The following is an 18,883-nucleotide window of genomic DNA, read 5'->3' as shown; positions in this document are numbered from 1 at the left end:
AGTCAAAATCGAAATAAAATGTCTAAGAAAGTTGATTTTGTAAAGAGTATTAAAGAGATGTCGGCTGATGACTTGAAAGCAAGAATTCAGGAAGATGAGCTGCGTCTGAAAAAATTGGAGTTTGCGCATGCTATTTCTCCACTCGAGAATCCAATGAGCATTCGTGCATTGCGTAGAGATATCGCTCGTTTGAAAACAGTATTGGGCGGCCGCAAGTAATAAGCTCTGATAAACATCGATAAAACAAATTAGATCAGATAGCTGATCACTAAAAAGCAAAAGCTGAATAAAATGGCTGAAAGAAATTTGCGAAAAACAAGAACCGGGGTGGTTACCAGCAACAAGATGACAAAAACAATCACTGTTGCGGTTGAACGTAAAGTAAAGCACCCTATTTACGGAAAGTTCGTTAAGAAAACAACGAAGTTCCATGCTCACGATGAGAAGAACGAGTGCACCGTTGGTGACGTAGTTCGTATCATGGAAACACGTCCTTTAAGTAAGACGAAGCGTTGGAGATTGGTGGAGATCGTGGAGAAAGCGAAGTAAGCATCAGCTGCGGTTGTATAAAACCGTTAGTTAACGATATAAATGAAGTTTTTAATATGCTGTGGGTAATACCGGCAGCACAAAGCTTAAAACAATGATTCAGCAAGAAAGCAGATTAAATGTAGCTGATAACAGCGGTGCCAAAGAAGTATTATGTATTCGGGTACTGGGTAACAGTGGACAGGATTACGCAAAAATCGGTGACAAAATTGTTGTTACTGTTAAAGATGCGATCCCTGCCGGTGGTATCAAAAAAGGTACTGTGGCAAAAGCGGTAATCGTTCGTACCAAGAACAAATTGCGTCGTAAAGATGGTTCATACATCCGTTTCGATGACAATGCGGTGGTATTGTTGAACGCCAGCGATGAGCCTCGTGGTACACGTATCTTCGGGCCAGTAGCGAGAGAATTGCGTGATAAAGGATACATGAAGATCATTTCATTGGCTCCAGAGGTATTGTAAGCCAATCGTTGGAAATCAGCCAACACCCATAATTAGTTTCAAACAGCGAGATGCTAAAACAATTTCGCACTAAGCTTAATAAAATGAGTAACAGATTCAAACCTAAATTCAACATCAAAAAAGGTGACAGCGTGGTGGTAATTGCAGGAGATGATAAAGATCCTAAAAAAGCCCGCAAAGTACTGGAAGTATTTCCGGAAGACGCTCGTGTATTAGTAGAAGGTGTAAACATCGTTACTAAGCACACCAAACCTTCAGCTGCCAATACAAAAGGCGGTATTGTAAAGGTAGAAGCACCTATTCACATCAGTAATGTGATGTTGTTTGATGCAAAAAGCGGAAGCGGTTCTAAAGTGAAGCGCAGCCGTGATAACGGTAAATTGGTACGTGTTGCCAAGAAATCCGGAGAGGTGATCAAGTAATAAATTCTTATCTGAAAAGAAGGAATCGTAAAACATAAGCAAATGAGCACAACAAAATATACCCCACGCTTGGCCGCTAAGTACCAGAACGATGTTGTTCCGGCTTTGAAAAAGCGTTTTAACTACGGTAGTTCAATGGAAGTACCGCGCTTAGAAAAAATTTGTTTGAACCGTGGTGTGAACGGAGCTGTTTCTGACAAAAAGCTGATTGATATCGCTTTGGAAGAACTGTCAACCATCACCGGACAGAAAGCTGTAGCTACTATGTCTAAGAAGGATATCTCTAACTTCAAATTGCGTAAGAACATGCCAATCGGTGCACGTGTTACTTTGCGCGGTGTGAAAATGTATGAGTTCCTGGATCGTTTGGTGTCTACCGCTTTACCTCGCGTTCGTGACTTCAAAGGTGTAAATGAAAAAGCATTCGACGGTAGAGGTAACTACACTTTGGGTGTTACAGAACAGATCATCTTCCCTGAAATTGATATCGATAAAGTAAATCGTATCACAGGTATGGATATCACATTCGTAACTTCTGCGAAAACAAACGAAGAAGCGTATGAATTGTTGAAAGAGTTGGGTATGCCTTTCAAAAACAATAAAAAAGACTAATCCAGTAGCTGTAAAAAACAGTTGCTTTCATTAAAAATAAAAACACAATGGCAAAAGAATCAGTAAAAGCCAGACAACGTAAAAGAGAGCGTATGGTTGCTCAGTTCGCTGAAAAGCGTGCTGCTTTAAAAGCTGCCGGTGAGTGGTCTGCATTAGATCAACTTCCGAAGAATTCTTCTTCTGTACGTTTGAAAAACCGTTGCCAGTTATCAGGCCGTCCGAAAGGATACATGAGATACTTTGGTATTTCCCGTGTTACATTCCGCGACATGGCGCTGGCTGGTAAAATCCCAGGTGTGAAGAAAGCTTCCTGGTAATTTGTTTTCACCCAATTTTGAACTGATTAATTTATATAAACATGGTAACTGATCCAATAGCAGACTTCCTCACTCGCGTACGTAACGCCCAAATGGCCGGACACCGTATCGTAGAGATTCCTGCTTCTAATCTTAAAAAGCGTATTACAGAGATCCTGTACGATCAGGGTTATATTCTGAAGTACAAATTCGAAGATGATTCTAAGCAAGGTGTGATCAAGATCGCGTTGAAGTATGATGCTCAAACAAAAGAGCCTGCTATCAAAGCTTTAGAGCGCATTAGCCGTCCAGGGTTGCGTCAATACGCTAGCCCAGCTGAATTTAAGCGTGTGAAAAACGGTTTGGGTATCGCTATCCTCAGTACTTCTAAAGGAGTAATGACCGATAAACAAGCGAAACTTCAGAACGTTGGTGGCGAAGTTCTTTGCTACGTATACTAATAAATAATCAGGTGCTTCTACGGAAGCACCCGTTATAAAATAGGAGAGATACATTAAGCCGTTCCTATACAGGCTGATCGGTTTCTCCAGATTGAACAAACTAATAAATAAAAAGCACTATGTCTCGTGTAGGTAAAAAACCCGTTAGCATCCCTGCTGGTGTTACGGTTACTGTAGGAGCCGATAACGTGGTTACTGTTAAAGGTCCTAAGGGTACATTGCAACAAGCAATTGACCGCGATATTATTGTTAGCGTTGCCGACAACCAAATTACTATTGGTCGTCCAACAGATCAAATCCGTCACCGCGCTATGCACGGTTTGTACCGCGCATTGTTGGCGAATTTGGTAAAAGGTGTAACAGAAGGTTACAAGAAGCAATTGGAATTAGTGGGTGTGGGTTATAAAGCTGCCAATCAGGGTAACTTATTGGATCTTTCATTAGGTTATTCTCACAATATCATTTTCGAAGTTCCAAACGAATTGAGCGTAGTAACTGCTCAAGAAAAAGGTCAAAACCCTTTGATCACATTGGAAGGTATCGACAAGCAATTGTTAGGTCAGGTTGCTGCGAAGATCAGAGGATTACGTAAGCCTGAGCCGTACAAAGGAAAAGGTGTTAAATACGTGGGTGAGTACATCCGTCGTAAAGCTGGTAAAGCTGCTGGTAAATAAGCGTGAGCTGCTAGTAGCATTTATTGAAATCTTTTTCGAAATAACATTACTAATCGTCCCGGCAGAATCGGGTGATAAAATAAAGAAACATGAATACTAAAGCATTAAGAAGACAACGAATCCGCTTCAACATTCGCAAGAGAATAGCGGGTACCGCTCAGAAGCCACGTTTGTCTGTTTTCAGAAGTAATGCAGATATCTACGTTCAGTTGATCGATGATACAACCGGCGTTACATTGGCTGCCGCTTCAAGCCGTCAGAAAGACATCGCTGCTCAAAAAGGAACTAAATCTGAAAAGAGCAAGTTGGTAGGTTTGGCGATCGCACAAAAAGCTACTTCTCTCGGATTATCAGAGGTAGTATTTGATCGTGGTGGTTATTTGTACCATGGTCGTGTGAAGAATGTAGCTGATGGAGCTCGCGAAGGTGGATTGAAATTCTAATTCGCAACCAAACGTAGTAAACAACAAACATTTCAAATTTCAACTTTTATAAATGTCAAAAGTTAATTTAAACAGAGTTAAAGCCGGAGACCTGGAGTTGAAGGAAAAAGTAGTAGCCATCAACCGTGTTGTGAAAACAACCAAAGGTGGTCGTGCTTTCAGTTTCTCTGCTTTAGTAGTAGTTGGTAACGAACAAGGAATTGTAGGTCATGGTTTGGGTAAAGCCAAAGAGGTTCAAGAAGCCATTACGAAAGGTATCGAAGATGCTAAAAAGAATCTGATTAAAGTGCCAGTGATGCACGGAACTATTCCTCACGACCAATTGGCGAAGGAAGGTGCTGCAAAGGTGTTGATCAAGCCTGCCGCACACGGTACCGGTGTAATTGCGGGAGGTAGCATGCGTGCCGTTTTGGAAAGCGCAGGTGTTACCGACGTATTGGCAAAATCTTTAGGTTCAGCAAACCCTCACAACGTGGTAAAAGCTACTTTCAAGGCCTTGGCTTTGTTGCGTGAGCCTATCACAGTTGCAAAGGAGCGTCGCTTAAATCTTAAGAAAGTATTCAACGGATAATTATCACCCTGTTTGAACTCTAGGTTTCAAACTCATTATAACATTTGTTATGAAAAAGATTAAAATCACCCTGGTTAAAAGTCCAATTGATCGTCCGGAGCGCCAAAAACAAACATTGGTTGCTTTAGGTTTGAACAAGACCAACGCCAGCAGAGAAGTAGAAGCTACTCCTCAAATTCTCGGAATGGTTCGTAAGGTGAACCACCTTCTGAAAGTGGAAGAAGCTTAATAAATTGAATTAATTTGGCAGTGTGAAAATGAGTAACTAGCTTACGGCATTTTCACATTTGCATATTTACACTTTTATTAATAACAAGCGAGGGGCGATTCCCCGTAAGTAAAAATCAACAGTATGAAATTACATGAATTGAAGCCTGCGAAAGGCGCAACGAAAAGAGAAAAGAGATTAGGTCGTGGTGAAGCATCGGGTCACGGTGGTACATCAACTAAAGGTAACAAAGGTCATCAGAGCCGTAGCGGTTTCAAAAATAGAAGAGCACACGAAGGTGGTCAGATGCCAATTCAACGTCGTGTTCCTAAGCGCGGTTTCACAAATAACAACCGTGTTGAATACAAAGTGTTCAATATTGGTCAAGTAGAATTATTGGTAGAGAAATACGGATTACAGGAGTTTTCTTTGGATACTTTGTTCATGAATGGTTTGGTAAGCAGAACATCATTGGTGAAGATCCTCGGAAACGGTGAATTGAAATCAAAAGTTACTTTCAAAGTGAACGCTGTGAGCGAAAAAGCTAAACAAGCTATTGAAGCAGCAGGTGGTTCTGTAGAAATCGTAAAGTAATTTTGCGTATATTGCCAGACGCATGATAAATGCGTCTTTTTTTTGTTTTAGGCTTTCATAAAAAATTTCTGCAATCCGTGAAAAAGTTTATACAAACACTGAAGAATATCTGGAGTATCGAGGAATTAAAGAGTAAGATCCTCGTTACCCTCTTATTGATTGCTATTTATCGCGTAGGTACGCATATCGCTTTGCCAGGTATCGATCCTAATAAACTTCCAACCGGCGGTTCCGGTACCGGAATTTTAGGTTTGATCGATGCATTCGCAGGTGGTGCGTTCTCTCAGGCATCTATCCTTGCATTGGGAATTATGCCATATATCTCTGCATCTATCTTCATGCAATTGATGACCATTTTATATCCTCCTTTCCAGAAATTACAAAAAGAAGGAGATAGTGGTCGTAAGAAAATCAACCAGTACACTCGTATTTTAACTATTGTAGTAGCAGCGCTTCAAGCAAGTGCCTATGTTGCCTATTTGAATAGCCCCGGTTACAAAGAGGCCATTATCCCTGCTTATAGCTCTTACTTCTACATTTCTACTACTATTGTACTCACAGCCGGTACATTGTTCGTAATGTGGCTTGGTGAGCGTATCACAGACAAAGGATTGGGTAACGGTTCTTCCGTGATTATCATGGTGGGTATCTTAGCTCGTTTGCCACAATCAATGGTACAACAATACAGTTCAATTACTACCAAATACCAAGGTGGTGGCGGTTTGTTGTTGTTTGTATTGATGATTGCAGTGTTAGTAGCTATAATCATGGGATTGATTGTATTGATCCAAGGTGTTCGCAAAATACCTGTACAATATGCTAAGCAAATTGTTGGTAACCGTCAGTTTGGTGGTGCCCGTCAATTCCTACCAATTAAAGTGAACAGTGCAGGTGTAATGCCTATCATCTTTGCTCAGGCTATCATGTTCCTACCAACTTTGCTTTCAAATTTTGAAACAACACAAGGTTTGGCAAAGATCTTCAACGATCATAGCAATGTTTGGTACATGGTTATCTACTCTGTAATGGTAATAGCGTTTACGTTCTTATATACAGCTCTTATCTTCAATCCGAAGCAAATTGCTGATGATTTGAAACGTAACAACGGTTTCATTCCGGGTGTAAAACCAGGTCAACCTACCGCTGATTACATTGGTGCCATCATGGATAGAATCACATTGCCAGGTGCCGTATTGTTGGCCTTGGTAGGTATCCTTCCAGGTTTCGCTCAACGTTTAGGTGTTTCAGTTCAATTCTCAACCTTCTTCGGCGGTACATCCCTCTTGATCATGGTTGGTGTTATTTTGGATACCTTGCAACAAATAGAAACGCAGTTATTGATGCGTCAGTACGACGGATTGATGAAGAGCGGAAGAATTCAAGGCCGCCAGTCGAGCAGTGCACCTGTTTCAATGTAATTATTAAGAGCTTTACTTTTATACAACCTGACAACGCTTAGCGCTGTCAGGTTTTTTCTTTAATTTTGTGTCTGGAGAAAAAACATGGTTCATTACAAATCAAACGAAGAAATTGAGTTGATGCGGATTGCCGCTCGACTTGTGAGCAAAACCTTGGCTACAATTGCAGTTGAATTAAAGCCAGGGATTAATACCTTATTCTTGGATGAGATGATCGGTTCCTTTATTCGCGATCATCAAGCAATTCCCTCATTCCTAAATTACCACGGCTACCCCTTTAATTCATGTATCTCGGTAAATGATGTGGTTGTTCACGGTTTTCCCAATAAAAGAGAATTGAGAGAAGGGGATATTATTTCCATTGATGTTGGAGTGATCAAAGACGGTTGGCACGGGGATCATGCTTATACCTTCTCGATTGGAGATCCCGGCAAAGAAATCGCTCAATTGGTTCGAGTTACTAAGGAATCATTGTATAAAGGAATTGAAAAGGCAGTTGTTGGTAACAGATTGGGAGATATATCATATGCCATTCAAGAACATACAGAAAAGAAATACGGATACGGAGTAGTTCGTGAACTAGTAGGTCATGGTCTTGGTCGTTCCATGCACGAAGACCCTCAGTTGCCTAACTATGGTAAAAAAGGAACAGGCCGTGTATTAAACGAAGGATTGGTTCTTGCAATTGAGCCTATGATCAATTTAGGAAAAAGAGATGTATTTACAGAAGATGATGGATGGACCATCAGAACCAAAGATGGAAAGCCTTCCGTGCATTTTGAGCACGACGTTTGCGTTAGAAAAGGGAAGGCAGATATTCTATCCGATTATAGCATCATTGAAGAAGCAGAATCAAAGAATCCCAACTTATTTGTAGGATAAATTACCGGCAGCGAATTCTCGCTGCTTTTTTATTTGTACATAAGCCTGCCCGGTAAAAAAGTACACAAGAGGAATAGCAAGTGGCCAATAGGATTGAAAAAATAGTCCTAATAAAAATGCTGTAATTAACAAAAAGGGAAAGTAGAAGAGCACCAACACTCCCAACATTATAGAGTCATAATGAGGCGATCCTTTTGTTTTTCTTCCAATAAACCTTTTAATGGGGTAGTAGAATGGAGCATGCAGCAACCATCCAACTAAGCCGGGTATAACTAGTAGTGCTTTCTTGAATTTAGGAATTGGGAGTTCCAGAAATTTAGTGAAAGGTGGAGTTCGGGGATCTGCCGGATCTACCAACAAGGGTTCTAGCCTGTCTTTTAAGAGAGCATTGAACTGTAGATTCTGTTGCCCTTCTGTTAAGTTGCTTCGATCAAGTTCATTTTCTGAGATTGCAGCGCCTGCATTGATACAAATGTTTTTCCCGAAGCTTCGAAAACTCTGATAGGTAATGCCTACCGGAATTACTTTCAACGGGATGCCTTCATTCCATGCTTGTAAAGCAAGACGAGCCGTTCCTTTTTTCAAGGGTCGGAGCCTCCATTCTTGTACGCAAAGTCCTTCGCTAAAAATCAAAACTTGTTGATTGTTCTTAAAGAGTTGAATACAGGACTGAAAAGTGTCATAATTCTGTGATAAATTTTCTACACCTTCCGATGGTCGATATACAGGAAGAATATTGAGTTTTGGCAGAATTGTTTTTCCAAGCTTTGAACGAAAAACGTCGCCTCGAGCAAGCGAGTAAACGGCTCTCTCAGCAATAAGATCTATGAGAATAGCATCAAGAAAAGAGTTAGGATGATTGACCGCAAACAGCACAGGACCTTCTTGTTTGAATTGCTGCATACCGGTAACCACTTGTTTTCGGTAAAACAAGCGGATCACAATTCGCGCATAAAATTTTAGAAAATGGTAGAGCAATCCTTTATTTTTATCCTTGAATGATGTTGAAAGATAACAATAATGAAGCAAAAAAAGCCTTGATAATTGGCGGTGGAGCCGCCGGTTTTTTTGCTGCCGTAAATCTTGCAAGGATGAGGCCCGATTTACAAGTAATACTGGTAGAGAAAACCGGAAAATTGCTAAGCAAGGTAAAGGTTAGTGGTGGAGGCCGATGCAATGTTACCCATGCTTGCTTTGAAATTGGGGAGTTGGTAAAACGGTATCCGAGAGGGGCTTCATTATTAAAGAAAACCTTGCATCAGTTCAATCCCACCCATACCATCGAGTGGTTTAAGGAGCGCGGCGTTGCGCTAAAGGCTGAGGCAGATGGTAGAATGTTTCCCGTAACCAACCAATCGCAAACCATTATTGATTGCTTGTTGAAAGAGGCAGATGATTATCAGGTAAAAACCTTGATGCATCGAGAGGTAGTATCCTTGAAACAAGTAACAGATGGAAGTTGGAAGGTGTTGTTTAAATCGGGTGAAGAGGTGGAAGCTGCAGTTGTTTGTGTTGCTTGTGGCGGCTTTTCGAAGAGGGAACAGTTTTATTGGTTAGATGAGTTAGGGTTGCCTATTGAAACGCCAGTGCCCTCATTGTTTACTTTTAATTTACCGGAACATCCAATCGTGGCTTTAATGGGAGTGAGTGTTTCTCAAGCCAAAGTGAAGATAGTAGGGACTAAAATTGAAACCGAAGGTCCGTTGTTGGTAACCCATTGGGGTTTGAGCGGTCCCGCTGTATTAAAAGCAAGTGCTTGGGGAGCAAGAATATTGGCGGAAAAGCAATGGCAGTTTCAAGCTAATGTAAATTGGATTGGTGATTACAATGAGCAAACTTGTTACGACTATTTGCAAGAATTAAGAAGCAGTTTGAATACTCAGAAAATTTATGGCAAGAATCCATTCGGGATTCCGAATCGATTGTGGGATTTCTTTTTACAACAGTGTGGTATATCCGATTCTTTGAAATGGGCTGATTTGCCTGCTAAATCTCAACGCAAGTTGTGTATGATGCTTACCAATCAAGAATTTCAAGTGAAGGGGAAAACTACATTTAAAGAAGAGTTTGTGACTGCGGGAGGCGTTGAGTTAAGTGCCATAGACTCGAATAGTATGGAAAGCAAAAAGTGGAAAGGATTGTTTTTTGCCGGAGAAATTATGGACGTTGATGGAGTAACGGGAGGGTTTAATTTCCAGCATGCATGGACGAGTGGCTGGATCGCTGCTAGGCACATGTCGTTAATATAAGATTCCTATCTATTTGAACCGAAATTGCAGTTCTTACGTATCTTACTGGTATGATAAGTGTGGTGATTCCTGTTTATAATGAAGCATTGTCAATTGGAAATTTGATCCATTTTTTAAAAGAAAATGGCAGTGAAGAACTATTGGAGATAATCATTGTAGATGCTGCAAGTACCGATTCAACTGTTTCCACTTGTAAATCACTAGGTGTAACGGTTATTCAATCTGCCATCAAAGGAAGGGCAGCCCAACTTCATCTTGGGGCACAAACTGCAAAAGGCGATGTACTCTATTTTGTACATGCCGATACCATGCCCGCAAAAACATTTATCAAGGATATTTATGATGCTGTAAAAGAAGGATATCAAATTGGCAGGTATCGAACAAAGTTTGATAGTTCTAGTTGGCTTCTGAAAATAAATGCTTGGTTCACTCGATTTGACTGGTTTATTTGCTACGGTGGGGATCAAACATTGTTTATAAAAAAAGACTTGTATTTCAAAGTTGGTGGATTTGATGTTTCCTTGAAAATAATGGAAGAGTATGAGTTTGTAGAAAGGGCTCGCAGAACAGCTCGTTATAAGATATTTAAGGGAACCGCTTTGGTCTCTGCTCGAAAATATAGCAAAAACAGTTGGTGGAAAGTTCAACAAGCGAACAGAAAAGCAGTTGCTATGTTTCGAAAAGGCTGTAGCCAAGAATCTATTTTTTATTTTTATAAGAATGCACTCAAGTAATTTTAAAAGGCCATTTCAAATTTCGGGAATACAACAAATTGGGATCGGTGTTGAGAATGCCGATCAAGCATTTCAATGGTATAAGCGAGTGTTTGGGATGGACGTAGTAGTTTTCAAAGACAAGGCAATGGCAAGCTTGATGACTTGTTATACCGGGGGAGAAGTACACGAGCGTTATGCCATTCTTGCTATGAACTTACAAGGAGGTGGTGGTTTTGAGATCTGGCAATATATGAGTCGAAAACCGAAAGGAAAACTCAACAAGAGAAGTCCACAGGATCTAGGTATTCTTTGGGTAAAAATTCGCAGTGCTCGACCCAAAGAGGCTTTTATACATATGAAAAATGAAGGGGTTCAGTTTCTCACTGGCATGTTAACGAATTCAGAGGGGAAGTATCATTTTTTTGTTAAAGATCCATACGAAAATATATTTGAAGTGATTGAGGACGATTATGTTTTTGATAGTTGCAAGTCGTTCACAGGCGGTGTTTTAGGAGTAGGGATTGGAGTAAGTAATATTGAAATGTCTCAATCATTTTACAACCGGTTGCTTGGATATGATAAAGTACTGAGCGAAGAAACCGGCAGATGGAAAGGGTTGGGCGAAGAATTTGAGGAGGCTGTTGCTGTGCAGCGGGTTGTTTTAACGCATTCTCAGAATAGAGCGGGGGCTTTTGCTAAATTATTGGGTCCAACTCAAATTGAATTGATCTGCCACCCTGAGATTAGTGGCCGACCAATGTTTGAGAATCGTTATTGGGGTGATTTGGGTTTCATTCATGTGTGTTTTGATATTACCGGTATGAAGGAGTTGGAAAGCCTTTGCGAATCTATAAAGCACCCATTAACGGTAAATAGTAATAATAGTTTCGATATGGGGGAGGCAGCAGGACAATTCGCATACAATGAAGATTGTGATGGAACTTTAATTGAATACGTAGAAACTCATAAAGTACCAATCTTAAAATCACTCGGATGGTATTTGAATCTCAAGAATCGAAACCCGGAGAAACCTCTTCCCAATTGGATGGTGAAGTCGTTGCGGTTTTCGCGGGTAAAGTAGATCTTTACTGAAAGAATTGGTGTTATTTGAACAGTTCTAGTTTCTGTTTAAAAGGTAGCCAATCGGCCTCTTCATCAATATCTGTTAATGTAGATAGTAACGAGTATGAAATATTTAAGCGTTCCAGATCGCTCAATGTTTGATGCAATACATTTTCAGTGCTCCATAATTTGTTTGAGAATAGATCGGTAATCATTCTTTTCTTTCCAAGTAGATAGTAGCCTCCATCTTTAGCAGGCCCAATGACCACATCTTTTTCATCTAATTCAATAATAGCATTTTGAATGTGCTGCGATTCTAGCTCCGGGCAGTCGGTACCCAGAATGATAACTTTTTGATATCCCATTTGGAACAGTTCATCAAATGCCCGTTTCATTTTATCTCCAAGATCACCTTCTGCTTGTAATCTTTTGTAATAGTGCTTATTTAGCCAATGATCCTTGTCATCAATTTCATCCGAATAGTACACAAATCTATCGGCATCAATGGTGAGTAGTACGGAATGAGTGTAGTTCAGAAGTTGCCGGTATACCGACAATGCTTCTGAACTACCGATTGTTTTTGCTAATCGAGTTTTTACTTTCCCTTCAACCGGTCTTCTTGCAAATATGATAAGTGCCGGCTTCATTTAGCAACATCCACCTCCGTCGTAGAAATAAGTTGAATCTGATATAAACAATTCCGGATGATTGAGTTTCGAAAGCGCTGCTGCGGTTTTATCGCACACGGCCAGCGGTTGGTTTGGTAGCAATACATGCCCTTTGTTGTCATCGAAACATTCTTCGTTTCCATAATAGATGGCTGCTTTACCGGTAAATACGCAAGGTCCATCTTCGGGCATAGGGTCTTTGATTGCGCACACTTCCACGCTTTCGATGAAAAGAAGCTCTTTAGTGGGATAGTTTTTAGGGTCAAGAATTCTATACGGACGCTTTGCTCTAATTTCTACTGTTCCAAAGCCTGCATCTGTGATCATCTTTATATAATCCCAGAGTGGGAGAGAACCACTTAAACACAAAGCTCTTAATCTTTCATCTTCTCTTAATTCTTTGCTCATTTCTTGTTCGCAAGTCGGGTCACTCATCACCAATCTTCCTCTAGGCTTAAGAACCCGGTACATTTCTTTCAACGCTTGTTTCAATTCTTCTTGTTTAAAAATATTGAAAAGACAGTTTTGGGCTGCAACGTCTATAGAAGCATCTTCAACCGGAAGGTTAAGCGCATCGCCCTTTTTCAATTGAACAAAATCTTTTTTAAACCATGGATTGGCTTGTTCAGCTTCCAAAAAGTTCCGATTGCAAGCTTCTAACATTTCATCCACTACATCTACTCCAATAACGCCATTTGTTTGACGGCTGAAGTAAGCGAATTGAAGCAGCTCCATTCCGCCGCCAACACCAACATATAAAATTTTAGGATTGTTGACTAGGTCGCGCGGATGAACGGTAGATCCACAGCCGTAATTCATTCTCTGCATGATTACGGGAATATCGAGACCCGGCAACTGCCAAATGGGTGTGGTGGTGCAGCAAAGACCAACTTGAGGGTTTTCTGCTGCTTCTTTGTATACGTTTTTGGTTGTTTCCAAGTAGGTGATGCTCATACTTTATACTATTTGAATGAATTAATTATGCTACACTTCCTCCGCAACTGCTACCGGATCCGGCTGTACATCCATAACAATGTTGATTTACAACAATGGATCGAGTTTGAAGCTCGTGTAAATTGAATTGGGAAATATGATGATGGTTGGAATCTACTTTTAGGTTCAACATTTGATTGAAATCGCAATCAAACAAGTAACCATCCCAACCTATTGACAAGGTGTTTCTGCACATGACATTGCTAGCTGCAACAGGATTGAAAGCACCTATCAATTTCTCCATGTATTTCTCATAGTTGCCGCTAGTAAGAAGGTAGTCGAGATACCTACTAATTGGCATATTTGTTATAGCATAGAGGTTATTGAAACTAATGTTGAAATGTTTTTTCAATTGTTCCTTGTATTCAAGTTCCAGCCCATTTTGTGCCGGAGGAAGAAAGGCACCGGCTGGATTGTACACAAGATTTAGTTGCAAACCACTTCCTTCAATTCCATACCCTACTTCATTGAGCATTTGAAGTGCTTTAATTGAATCTTCAAACACCCCATCGCCTCTTTGTCGGTCGGTTCTATCAGCAGTATAGAAAGGTAAAGAGGAGACTACTTCAACTTGATGTTTTTTGAAGAATTCCGGAAGATCGTGGTATTTTTTATTCGCAAGAATAATGGTTAGGTTGCAACGTACAATGATGTGTTTTCCCAGCGCATGTATTTGTTCTACAAACCACCTGAAGTCAGGATTCATTTCCGGAGCGCCACCTGTAAGATCAACTGTTTTGAAAGAAGGGTTAGCGGCCAATACATCTAAACAAGCCTGCATCGTAGTTCGAGTCATGATCTCTTTTCGATCAGGTCCCGCATCTACATGACAGTGTTTACAAACTTGGTTACACATTTTTCCAACATTTACTTGAAAGATCTCAAGCTGCGTAGGAACAAGAGGAAAGAGGTTCAGTTGTTCCAATTGCTGTTGAAATGGGATCAATGCATAGTCTTTGTTTCCACTGAGTCCATTTTCGATGATGGCAAGTTGCTTTTCAGTGCTTGCAAGTTCACTTTTTTGAGCTTGTAGTGATTTCATGTTACTGAATTAAAAATTACATTGCTATTTCTTTCACTTTATTCATCATTTGAACGCCGTGAACCAATGCGGCGCCCCCCTTAATGGCTGCGGCAACATGAACAGCTTCCATCATTTGTGCCTCGTTCCATCCTTTCTCATAAGCATCACTACTGTAGGCGTCAATGCAATAAGGACATTGTACAGCGTGAGCAACGGCCAATGCAATCAGTGATTTTTCTTTTGCAGAGAGCGCGCTGTCTGCAAAAGCAGCACCGTACCAAGAAAAGAATTTATCTGCCAATTCCTTTTGGTATTCGCTGATTTTTCCAAATTTAGCTAGGTCAGCCGCGTCGTAATAGTGATTTGCCATGGTGATTATTTTTGAAAGTGATTTAATTGAAGAGACCAATCGTATTTTTTGTAGTGGATTTTGGGTTTTACCGTATCCGGAAGTAGACCAATTTTTTGAGCGTATTTAAGTCGTTCTTTCTTCTTTCCAAAATCGCCGCGAAACCAACTCATTAAGGCAGGAAGGGTTAGTACATTGGTTGCTGCGTTGTAACTTGCTTCACTGTTAAGATAATTAGTAGTAGCTACTTCAAGTTGTTGATCAATAGTAGCATCGTTGTAAAAGGCGATTGGAGGACAAGAGTTTGCTCCGCAGTTTAATGCAAAATGAATTCTAGGATCAATAATTGCTACCCTATTTTTCTTCTCAAATTTTTTAACGCCAATTTTTTTAAGATAGCCCAATGAATATTTGCAACTCGATTTCCTTAGAAGGCCGTGTTCTATTTCATCTAAACTCCATTTTCTTTCTCCAATATTGATAAATCTGGTTTTGAAAAATTTGTTTCTGTGTAGGTATGCTGAAGTATCTTTCTTTAATTGAATTTGTGTGAATGCATTGTATATGTTCAGCCAGAAGGCTTTTTTCTCTGAATCAGTTATCAAGTATTTCTCAAGTTCAGACGCTGAAATCTTGCTCAGGTCCATTTCCAGTGCCTCTGATGATTCTTCGGTTTTAGTGGCATACACGAGTTCCTGCGATTTCTTTACCAAAATATTATTGCTGGTATTTGTATTAATCATAAGCGAAGAAAAAGAGGGGAATGATGTAGTTGGCTGTTCAATTGGCGGAGCCGGCTCTTCGTTTTTTATCAAACTTTCTATTAAGTCTTTTGTTAATGCACTGGCATGAGTTATTGATACAATAACACCTTGTGGGTTAATTATAACAGTATAGGGATAAGAAGGTGGCTGGAAGTAATTGCTCAGCTTTGCATTGCTGTCTACAACAATAGGTAAGTGAAGAGAAGGCCTTTTTTCTAAAAATGAAGTGAGTTTTTCGGTAGATTCTGTAGAAATGAGCCATACTTTTATTTGTTCCTTAAATGATCCTTGAAGACTATCGAGTTTTGGAAGTGCTCTAATACAAGGAACACACCAGGTGCCGAAGAAATCTAGAATGAATAATTTCGGACCTGGTACAATGAGTTCACTCGACTTTTCGTCTGCTCGGGAGATCACACGATCTACCGGAAGCCTGGGAACGCTGCTTCCTACAGTTTGCCCGATGCAAAACCAAGCGTTGAGCATCAAAAAACTAAGAATGGCGAGTATGCGTACTTTCATGTTAGACAGTGTTACCTTTAGAACTTACGTAATCTAAAACCGATAAGATTTAACTGCATGATAAATTATACTCCAGAGCATGTGGCCGATTGTGCTCGCTTTTTACAAGACAAAGGCATTATACAATCAACAATTGGGATTGTTCTAGGAACCGGATTGGGAGCATTTACCCGGGAGATGGAGATTGAACTAACGATTCCTTATCAAGAAATCCCCTATTTCCCGACTTCTACAGTAGAATTCCACAAGGGTCAACTGGTGTATGGATCAATTGGAAGCAAGAAAGTGCTGGCCATGCAGGGGCGTTTTCATTACTATGAAGGGTATTCCATGCAGCAGATCACTTTTCCGATTCGTGTAATGAAAGCGTTGGGAGTGCGGTACTTGTTTTTGAGCAATGCTGCCGGGGGAATGAATCCTAGCTTTAAGAAGGGAGATTTGGTGTTGTTGGACGACCACATCAACTTGCAACCTGACAATCCTTTGCGCGGTATGAACGATCCTAGTTGGGGGCAGCGCTTTGTTGATCTGTGCGCTCCTTATGACGGCCATTTGAATGCTTTGTTTGAAATGAAGGCTTCTGAATTGAAAATACCGCTAAAAAAGGGTGTTTATGTTGCTGTTATGGGCCCTAACCTTGAAACTAGAGCCGAATATCGTTGGTTGAGAAATACGGGTGCTGATATGGTAGGCATGAGTACGGTGCCTGAGGTAATTGTAGCCAACCAGGTGGGACTTCCCTGTGCCGCCGTAAGTGTAATAACAGATGAATGTGACCCCGATAACCTAAAGCCGGTAAACATAGCAGAAATAATTGAAGTGGCGGGAAAATCGGATAAAACCCTCAGTTTGCTGGTGAAAGCTGTAATGGGGGCTTGTTGATTGCCTTAACTGTTTGAATTTCAATAACTTGGAGGCCATAATTTTTCCCCTGCAAAAGATGGGTATGTACGGGGAATAAAGTATCTTTGCATCCCCGAAAATTTTAACCCTTTCGGGACTATTTATCATGTTTTTAAATTTTATTGTTAAACAATTAAACGCTGATGCACAGGATGCGTCTTCTGCAGACGCAACAGCGACAACAAACCCTTCTGTGGACACTTCGGCGCACGACGATTTTGACTGGAGTGTAGACAAACGCAACGTTACTTCTTACTCTAAAGAAGAGAAAGTAAAGTATGACGAAGTGTATGAAAAAACCTTCAAGTCAGTAACTGATGGTGAATTGGTTTCTGGTTTGGTAGTAGGTGTAACAAAAACTGATGTTGTGATCAATATTGGTTTTAAGAGCGATGGTTTGATTTCTTTGAACGAATTCCGCGATTTGCAGGGTTTGAAAGTAGGTGATGAAGTGGAAGTAATGGTTGTAGAGAAAGAAGACCGCGAAGGTCATTTGAACCTGAGCCGCAAGCAAGCTCGTATCACTCGTGCTTGGGAGCGTATCGTTGAAGTTCACAAAACTGGTGAAGTTATTACCGGTTTGGTTACTTCTAAAACAAAAGGTGGTTTGATTGTAGACGTGTTTGGCATGGAAACATTCTTACCAGGTTCTCAAATTGACGTTAAGCCTGTTACAGACTACGATCAGTTTGTAGGAAAAACTATGGAGTTCAAAGTAGTGAAGATCAACGAAACTATTAAGAACGCTGTAGTATCTCACAAAGCATTGATCGAAAGCGATATCGAAGCACAACGTGCAGAGATCATGAGCAAACTCGAAAGAGGTCAGGTATTGGAAGGTACTATCAAAAACATCACCGATTTCGGAGCCTTCATGGATTTGGGTGGCTTAGATGGTTTGTTGTACATCACCGATATCAGCTGGGGTAGAATCAGCCATCCTTCAGAAGTTCTGAAACTTGATCAGAAATTGAAAGTGGTTGTATTAGACTTCGATGATGAGAAAAAACGTATCAGCTTAGGCTTGAAACAATTGACTCCACATCCTTGGGATATTTTACCTGAAACAGTAGTGGAAGGTTCGGTAGTGAAAGGTAAAGTGGTAAATATTGAAGATTACGGTGCATTCTTGGAAATCATGCCTGGTGTTGAAGGTTTGGTTCACGTAAGTGAAATTACTTGGGCTAACACTCCAATCAACGCAAAAGAGTTCTTCAAATTAGGAGACGAGCATGAAGCGAAGATTGTAACCTTGGATAAAGCAAATCGTAAGATGAGCTTGTCGATCAAACAAATGACCGAAGATCCTTGGAGTTCAATTGAAACAAGATTCCCTGAAAACAGCCGTCACAATGGTTTGGTGAAAAACATCACTCCATACGGTGTGTTTGTTGAATTGAGCACCGGAATTGGTGGTATGATTCACATCAGCGATTTAAGCTGGTTGAAGCGTTTCAATCACCCAAGTGATTACACGAAAGTTGGTCAAACAATTGAAGTGGTAATCCTCGGTATTGATAAAGAAAACCGCAAATTGCAACTCGGACACAAACAGTTGGAAGAAGATCCCTGGAATGCACTGCAAGATACTTTTGCAGTGGGAACACAACACGAAGGAACCGTTATCCGCAAAGATGACAAAGGTGCTGTAGTTCAACTTCCCTACGGATTGGAAGGATTTGCTCCTAACCGTCACCTTGCAAAAGAAGATGGTAAGCAAGTTCAAGCCGACGAAACCATTACGTTTGTAGTAATTGAGTTCGATCGCAACGAAAAACGCATTGTATTGTCTCATAGCCGTCTTTGGGAACAAGTGAAAGTTGAGGAGAAAGAAGCTGCGAAGAAAGAAGCTCGCGCTGAAGCCGACAAAACGAAGAAGGCTGTTAAGACCATCCAAAGCAAAGTGGAAAAAGCTACTTTGGGAGACCTCGGTGCTTTAGCTGAAATCAAAGCTAAATTACAAGAAGGCGAAAAAGGTGGTGAAGAAACCGCTCAATAAGATTGTAACACATCTTACATACAGTCCCGCAGTAAAGAACT

25 protein-coding genes are annotated in these 18,883 nt (G+C 40.6%); 19 read left to right on the top strand and 6 right to left on the bottom strand.

Translation table 11 applies throughout. From position 1 onward, the window contains the following. The first annotated feature begins 18 nt into the window (after positions 1-18). The 14 genes from rpmC to map all read left to right on the top strand — a co-directional run bounded on the left by rpmC (position 19) and on the right by map (position 7,593). The gene (rpmC, locus tag ACQ2HE_RS07920) at positions 19-219 is read left to right on the top strand and encodes a 50S ribosomal protein L29 (protein ID WP_430898821.1); all 201 of its coding nucleotides are present in this window, start codon (positions 19-21) and stop codon (positions 217-219) included. Between the two features lie 72 nt (positions 220-291). After that, positions 292-549, top strand: coding sequence for a 30S ribosomal protein S17 (gene rpsQ, locus ACQ2HE_RS07915; RefSeq protein WP_430898823.1), 258 nt, complete (start codon positions 292-294; stop codon positions 547-549). 94 nt (positions 550-643) lie between these two features. Next, the gene (gene rplN / locus ACQ2HE_RS07910; protein WP_038108777.1) at positions 644-1,012 is read left to right on the top strand and encodes a 50S ribosomal protein L14; all 369 of its coding nucleotides are present in this window, start codon (positions 644-646) and stop codon (positions 1,010-1,012) included. An 83-nt stretch (positions 1,013-1,095) separates the two neighbouring features. Next, complete coding sequence (gene rplX, locus ACQ2HE_RS07905) at positions 1,096-1,434, top strand: 50S ribosomal protein L24 (protein ID WP_430898825.1); 339 nt, start codon at positions 1,096-1,098, stop codon at positions 1,432-1,434. 42 nt (positions 1,435-1,476) lie between these two features. Further along, positions 1,477-2,046 carry a 50S ribosomal protein L5 gene (gene rplE / locus ACQ2HE_RS07900; protein WP_430898827.1) on the top strand — a complete coding sequence of 190 codons (570 nt, stop codon included), beginning with the start codon at positions 1,477-1,479 and terminating at the stop codon, positions 2,044-2,046. 47 nt (positions 2,047-2,093) lie between these two features. Continuing rightward, positions 2,094-2,363, top strand: coding sequence for a 30S ribosomal protein S14 (rpsN, locus tag ACQ2HE_RS07895; protein ID WP_430898829.1), 270 nt, complete (start codon positions 2,094-2,096; stop codon positions 2,361-2,363). 41 nt (positions 2,364-2,404) lie between these two features. Beyond that, on the top strand, positions 2,405-2,803 hold the full coding sequence (gene rpsH / locus ACQ2HE_RS07890; RefSeq protein ID WP_430898831.1) for a 30S ribosomal protein S8: 399 nt from the start codon (positions 2,405-2,407) through the stop codon (positions 2,801-2,803). 119 nt (positions 2,804-2,922) lie between these two features. Further along, positions 2,923-3,477: a 50S ribosomal protein L6 gene (gene rplF, locus ACQ2HE_RS07885; RefSeq protein ID WP_430898833.1), complete on the top strand. Its 555-nt coding sequence runs from the start codon at positions 2,923-2,925 to the stop codon at positions 3,475-3,477. A gap of 89 nt (positions 3,478-3,566) precedes the next feature. Then, a complete protein-coding gene (gene rplR, locus ACQ2HE_RS07880) occupies positions 3,567-3,920 on the top strand; it encodes a 50S ribosomal protein L18 (RefSeq protein ID WP_430898835.1) in 354 nt (117 codons plus the stop codon). 52 nt (positions 3,921-3,972) lie between these two features. Then, positions 3,973-4,491, top strand: a complete 519-nt coding sequence (rpsE, locus tag ACQ2HE_RS07875; RefSeq protein WP_430898837.1) for a 30S ribosomal protein S5 — start codon at positions 3,973-3,975, stop codon at positions 4,489-4,491. Between the two features lie 49 nt (positions 4,492-4,540). After that, positions 4,541-4,720, top strand: coding sequence for a 50S ribosomal protein L30 (gene rpmD / locus ACQ2HE_RS07870; RefSeq protein WP_430898839.1), 180 nt, complete (start codon positions 4,541-4,543; stop codon positions 4,718-4,720). 123 nt (positions 4,721-4,843) lie between these two features. Beyond that, positions 4,844-5,293, top strand: a complete 450-nt coding sequence (gene rplO, locus ACQ2HE_RS07865; protein ID WP_430898841.1) for a 50S ribosomal protein L15 — start codon at positions 4,844-4,846, stop codon at positions 5,291-5,293. Positions 5,294-5,370: 77 nt separating this feature from the next. Then, positions 5,371-6,711, top strand: a complete 1,341-nt coding sequence (gene secY, locus ACQ2HE_RS07860; protein WP_430898843.1) for a preprotein translocase subunit SecY — start codon at positions 5,371-5,373, stop codon at positions 6,709-6,711. An 84-nt stretch (positions 6,712-6,795) separates the two neighbouring features. Then, the gene (gene map / locus ACQ2HE_RS07855) at positions 6,796-7,593 is read left to right on the top strand and encodes a type I methionyl aminopeptidase (RefSeq protein WP_430898845.1); all 798 of its coding nucleotides are present in this window, start codon (positions 6,796-6,798) and stop codon (positions 7,591-7,593) included. Here map and ACQ2HE_RS07850 read toward each other — a convergent pair. Continuing rightward, positions 7,579-8,535 (bottom strand): 1-acyl-sn-glycerol-3-phosphate acyltransferase, encoded by a 957-nt coding sequence (locus tag ACQ2HE_RS07850; RefSeq protein ID WP_430898847.1) that lies wholly within the window; start codon positions 8,533-8,535, stop codon positions 7,579-7,581. The two genes, map and ACQ2HE_RS07850, sit on opposite strands and share 15 nt — an antisense overlap. A gap of 56 nt (positions 8,536-8,591) precedes the next feature. Between ACQ2HE_RS07850 and ACQ2HE_RS07845 the strand changes: the two genes are divergently transcribed. The 3 genes from ACQ2HE_RS07845 to ACQ2HE_RS07835 are packed head-to-tail and all read left to right on the top strand — an operon-like array spanning position 8,592 to position 11,639. Beyond that, a complete protein-coding gene (locus ACQ2HE_RS07845) occupies positions 8,592-9,842 on the top strand; it encodes a BaiN/RdsA family NAD(P)/FAD-dependent oxidoreductase (protein ID WP_430902434.1) in 1,251 nt (416 codons plus the stop codon). A gap of 50 nt (positions 9,843-9,892) precedes the next feature. Next, positions 9,893-10,576, top strand: coding sequence for a TIGR04283 family arsenosugar biosynthesis glycosyltransferase (locus ACQ2HE_RS07840; RefSeq protein WP_430898851.1), 684 nt, complete (start codon positions 9,893-9,895; stop codon positions 10,574-10,576). Next, positions 10,563-11,639, top strand: coding sequence for a VOC family protein (locus ACQ2HE_RS07835; protein ID WP_430898853.1), 1,077 nt, complete (start codon positions 10,563-10,565; stop codon positions 11,637-11,639). Before ACQ2HE_RS07840 ends, ACQ2HE_RS07835 begins: the two co-directional genes overlap by 14 nt. 22 nt (positions 11,640-11,661) lie before the next feature. Here the strand turns inward: ACQ2HE_RS07835 and ACQ2HE_RS07830 are convergent, their stop codons facing one another. From ACQ2HE_RS07830 to ACQ2HE_RS07810, 5 genes are read right to left on the bottom strand one after another with little or no spacing between them, the layout of a single operon-like run. Beyond that, positions 11,662-12,267, bottom strand: a complete 606-nt coding sequence (locus tag ACQ2HE_RS07830; RefSeq protein ID WP_430898855.1) for a TIGR04282 family arsenosugar biosynthesis glycosyltransferase — start codon at positions 12,265-12,267, stop codon at positions 11,662-11,664. After that, positions 12,268-13,242 (bottom strand): arsenosugar biosynthesis arsenite methyltransferase ArsM, encoded by a 975-nt coding sequence (gene arsM / locus ACQ2HE_RS07825; protein WP_430898857.1) that lies wholly within the window; start codon positions 13,240-13,242, stop codon positions 12,268-12,270. Positions 13,243-13,267: 25 nt separating this feature from the next. Further along, positions 13,268-14,323 carry an arsenosugar biosynthesis radical SAM (seleno)protein ArsS gene (arsS, locus tag ACQ2HE_RS07820; RefSeq protein WP_430898859.1) on the bottom strand — a complete coding sequence of 352 codons (1,056 nt, stop codon included), beginning with the start codon at positions 14,321-14,323 and terminating at the stop codon, positions 13,268-13,270. Between the two features lie 16 nt (positions 14,324-14,339). Then, on the bottom strand, positions 14,340-14,675 hold the full coding sequence (locus tag ACQ2HE_RS07815; RefSeq protein ID WP_430898861.1) for an arsenosugar biosynthesis-associated peroxidase-like protein: 336 nt from the start codon (positions 14,673-14,675) through the stop codon (positions 14,340-14,342). Positions 14,676-14,680: 5 nt separating this feature from the next. Continuing rightward, positions 14,681-15,940 (bottom strand): DUF547 domain-containing protein, encoded by a 1,260-nt coding sequence (locus ACQ2HE_RS07810; protein ID WP_430898863.1) that lies wholly within the window; start codon positions 15,938-15,940, stop codon positions 14,681-14,683. Positions 15,941-15,997: 57 nt separating this feature from the next. Here ACQ2HE_RS07810 and ACQ2HE_RS07805 point away from each other — a divergent pair, with 57 nt between their 5' ends. Then, positions 15,998-16,822 carry a purine-nucleoside phosphorylase gene (locus ACQ2HE_RS07805; RefSeq protein WP_430898865.1) on the top strand — a complete coding sequence of 275 codons (825 nt, stop codon included), beginning with the start codon at positions 15,998-16,000 and terminating at the stop codon, positions 16,820-16,822. A 127-nt stretch (positions 16,823-16,949) separates the two neighbouring features. Beyond that, the gene (rpsA, locus tag ACQ2HE_RS07800; protein WP_430898867.1) at positions 16,950-18,842 is read left to right on the top strand and encodes a 30S ribosomal protein S1; all 1,893 of its coding nucleotides are present in this window, start codon (positions 16,950-16,952) and stop codon (positions 18,840-18,842) included. Positions 18,843-18,883: the final 41 nt, after the last annotated feature.

Origin of the sequence: Endoryza foliicola, assembly GCF_050589245.1 — a bacterium.
Lineage (GTDB): Bacteria > Bacteroidota > Bacteroidia > Chitinophagales > Chitinophagaceae > Endoryza > Endoryza foliicola.
This window is presented reverse-complemented; position numbering and strand designations above follow the sequence as displayed.

What these genes read in the sequence shown, in the direction of transcription:
- rpmC (WP_430898821.1), top strand. Translation starts at nt 19, where the DNA reads ATGTCTAAGAAAGTTGATTTTGTAAAGAGTATTAAAGAGATGTCGGCT.
- rpsQ (WP_430898823.1), top strand. Translation starts at nt 292, where the DNA reads ATGGCTGAAAGAAATTTGCGAAAAACAAGAACCGGGGTGGTTACCAGC.
- rplN (WP_038108777.1), top strand. Translation starts at nt 644, where the DNA reads ATGATTCAGCAAGAAAGCAGATTAAATGTAGCTGATAACAGCGGTGCC.
- rplX (WP_430898825.1), top strand. Translation starts at nt 1,096, where the DNA reads ATGAGTAACAGATTCAAACCTAAATTCAACATCAAAAAAGGTGACAGC.
- rplE (WP_430898827.1), top strand. Translation starts at nt 1,477, where the DNA reads ATGAGCACAACAAAATATACCCCACGCTTGGCCGCTAAGTACCAGAAC.
- rpsN (WP_430898829.1), top strand. Translation starts at nt 2,094, where the DNA reads ATGGCAAAAGAATCAGTAAAAGCCAGACAACGTAAAAGAGAGCGTATG.
- rpsH (WP_430898831.1), top strand. Translation starts at nt 2,405, where the DNA reads ATGGTAACTGATCCAATAGCAGACTTCCTCACTCGCGTACGTAACGCC.
- rplF (WP_430898833.1), top strand. Translation starts at nt 2,923, where the DNA reads ATGTCTCGTGTAGGTAAAAAACCCGTTAGCATCCCTGCTGGTGTTACG.
- rplR (WP_430898835.1), top strand. Translation starts at nt 3,567, where the DNA reads ATGAATACTAAAGCATTAAGAAGACAACGAATCCGCTTCAACATTCGC.
- rpsE (WP_430898837.1), top strand. Translation starts at nt 3,973, where the DNA reads ATGTCAAAAGTTAATTTAAACAGAGTTAAAGCCGGAGACCTGGAGTTG.
- rpmD (WP_430898839.1), top strand. Translation starts at nt 4,541, where the DNA reads ATGAAAAAGATTAAAATCACCCTGGTTAAAAGTCCAATTGATCGTCCG.
- rplO (WP_430898841.1), top strand. Translation starts at nt 4,844, where the DNA reads ATGAAATTACATGAATTGAAGCCTGCGAAAGGCGCAACGAAAAGAGAA.
- map (WP_430898845.1), top strand. Translation starts at nt 6,796, where the DNA reads ATGGTTCATTACAAATCAAACGAAGAAATTGAGTTGATGCGGATTGCC.
- ACQ2HE_RS07845 (WP_430902434.1), top strand. Translation starts at nt 8,592, where the DNA reads ATGATGTTGAAAGATAACAATAATGAAGCAAAAAAAGCCTTGATAATT.
- ACQ2HE_RS07840 (WP_430898851.1), top strand. Translation starts at nt 9,893, where the DNA reads ATGATAAGTGTGGTGATTCCTGTTTATAATGAAGCATTGTCAATTGGA.
- ACQ2HE_RS07835 (WP_430898853.1), top strand. Translation starts at nt 10,563, where the DNA reads ATGCACTCAAGTAATTTTAAAAGGCCATTTCAAATTTCGGGAATACAA.
- ACQ2HE_RS07830 (WP_430898855.1), bottom strand. Translation starts at nt 12,267, where the DNA reads ATGAAGCCGGCACTTATCATATTTGCAAGAAGACCGGTTGAAGGGAAA.
- arsM (WP_430898857.1), bottom strand. Translation starts at nt 13,242, where the DNA reads ATGAGCATCACCTACTTGGAAACAACCAAAAACGTATACAAAGAAGCA.
- arsS (WP_430898859.1), bottom strand. Translation starts at nt 14,323, where the DNA reads ATGAAATCACTACAAGCTCAAAAAAGTGAACTTGCAAGCACTGAAAAG.
- ACQ2HE_RS07815 (WP_430898861.1), bottom strand. Translation starts at nt 14,675, where the DNA reads ATGGCAAATCACTATTACGACGCGGCTGACCTAGCTAAATTTGGAAAA.
- ACQ2HE_RS07810 (WP_430898863.1), bottom strand. Translation starts at nt 15,940, where the DNA reads ATGAAAGTACGCATACTCGCCATTCTTAGTTTTTTGATGCTCAACGCT.
- ACQ2HE_RS07805 (WP_430898865.1), top strand. Translation starts at nt 15,998, where the DNA reads ATGATAAATTATACTCCAGAGCATGTGGCCGATTGTGCTCGCTTTTTA.
- rpsA (WP_430898867.1), top strand. Translation starts at nt 16,950, where the DNA reads ATGTTTTTAAATTTTATTGTTAAACAATTAAACGCTGATGCACAGGAT.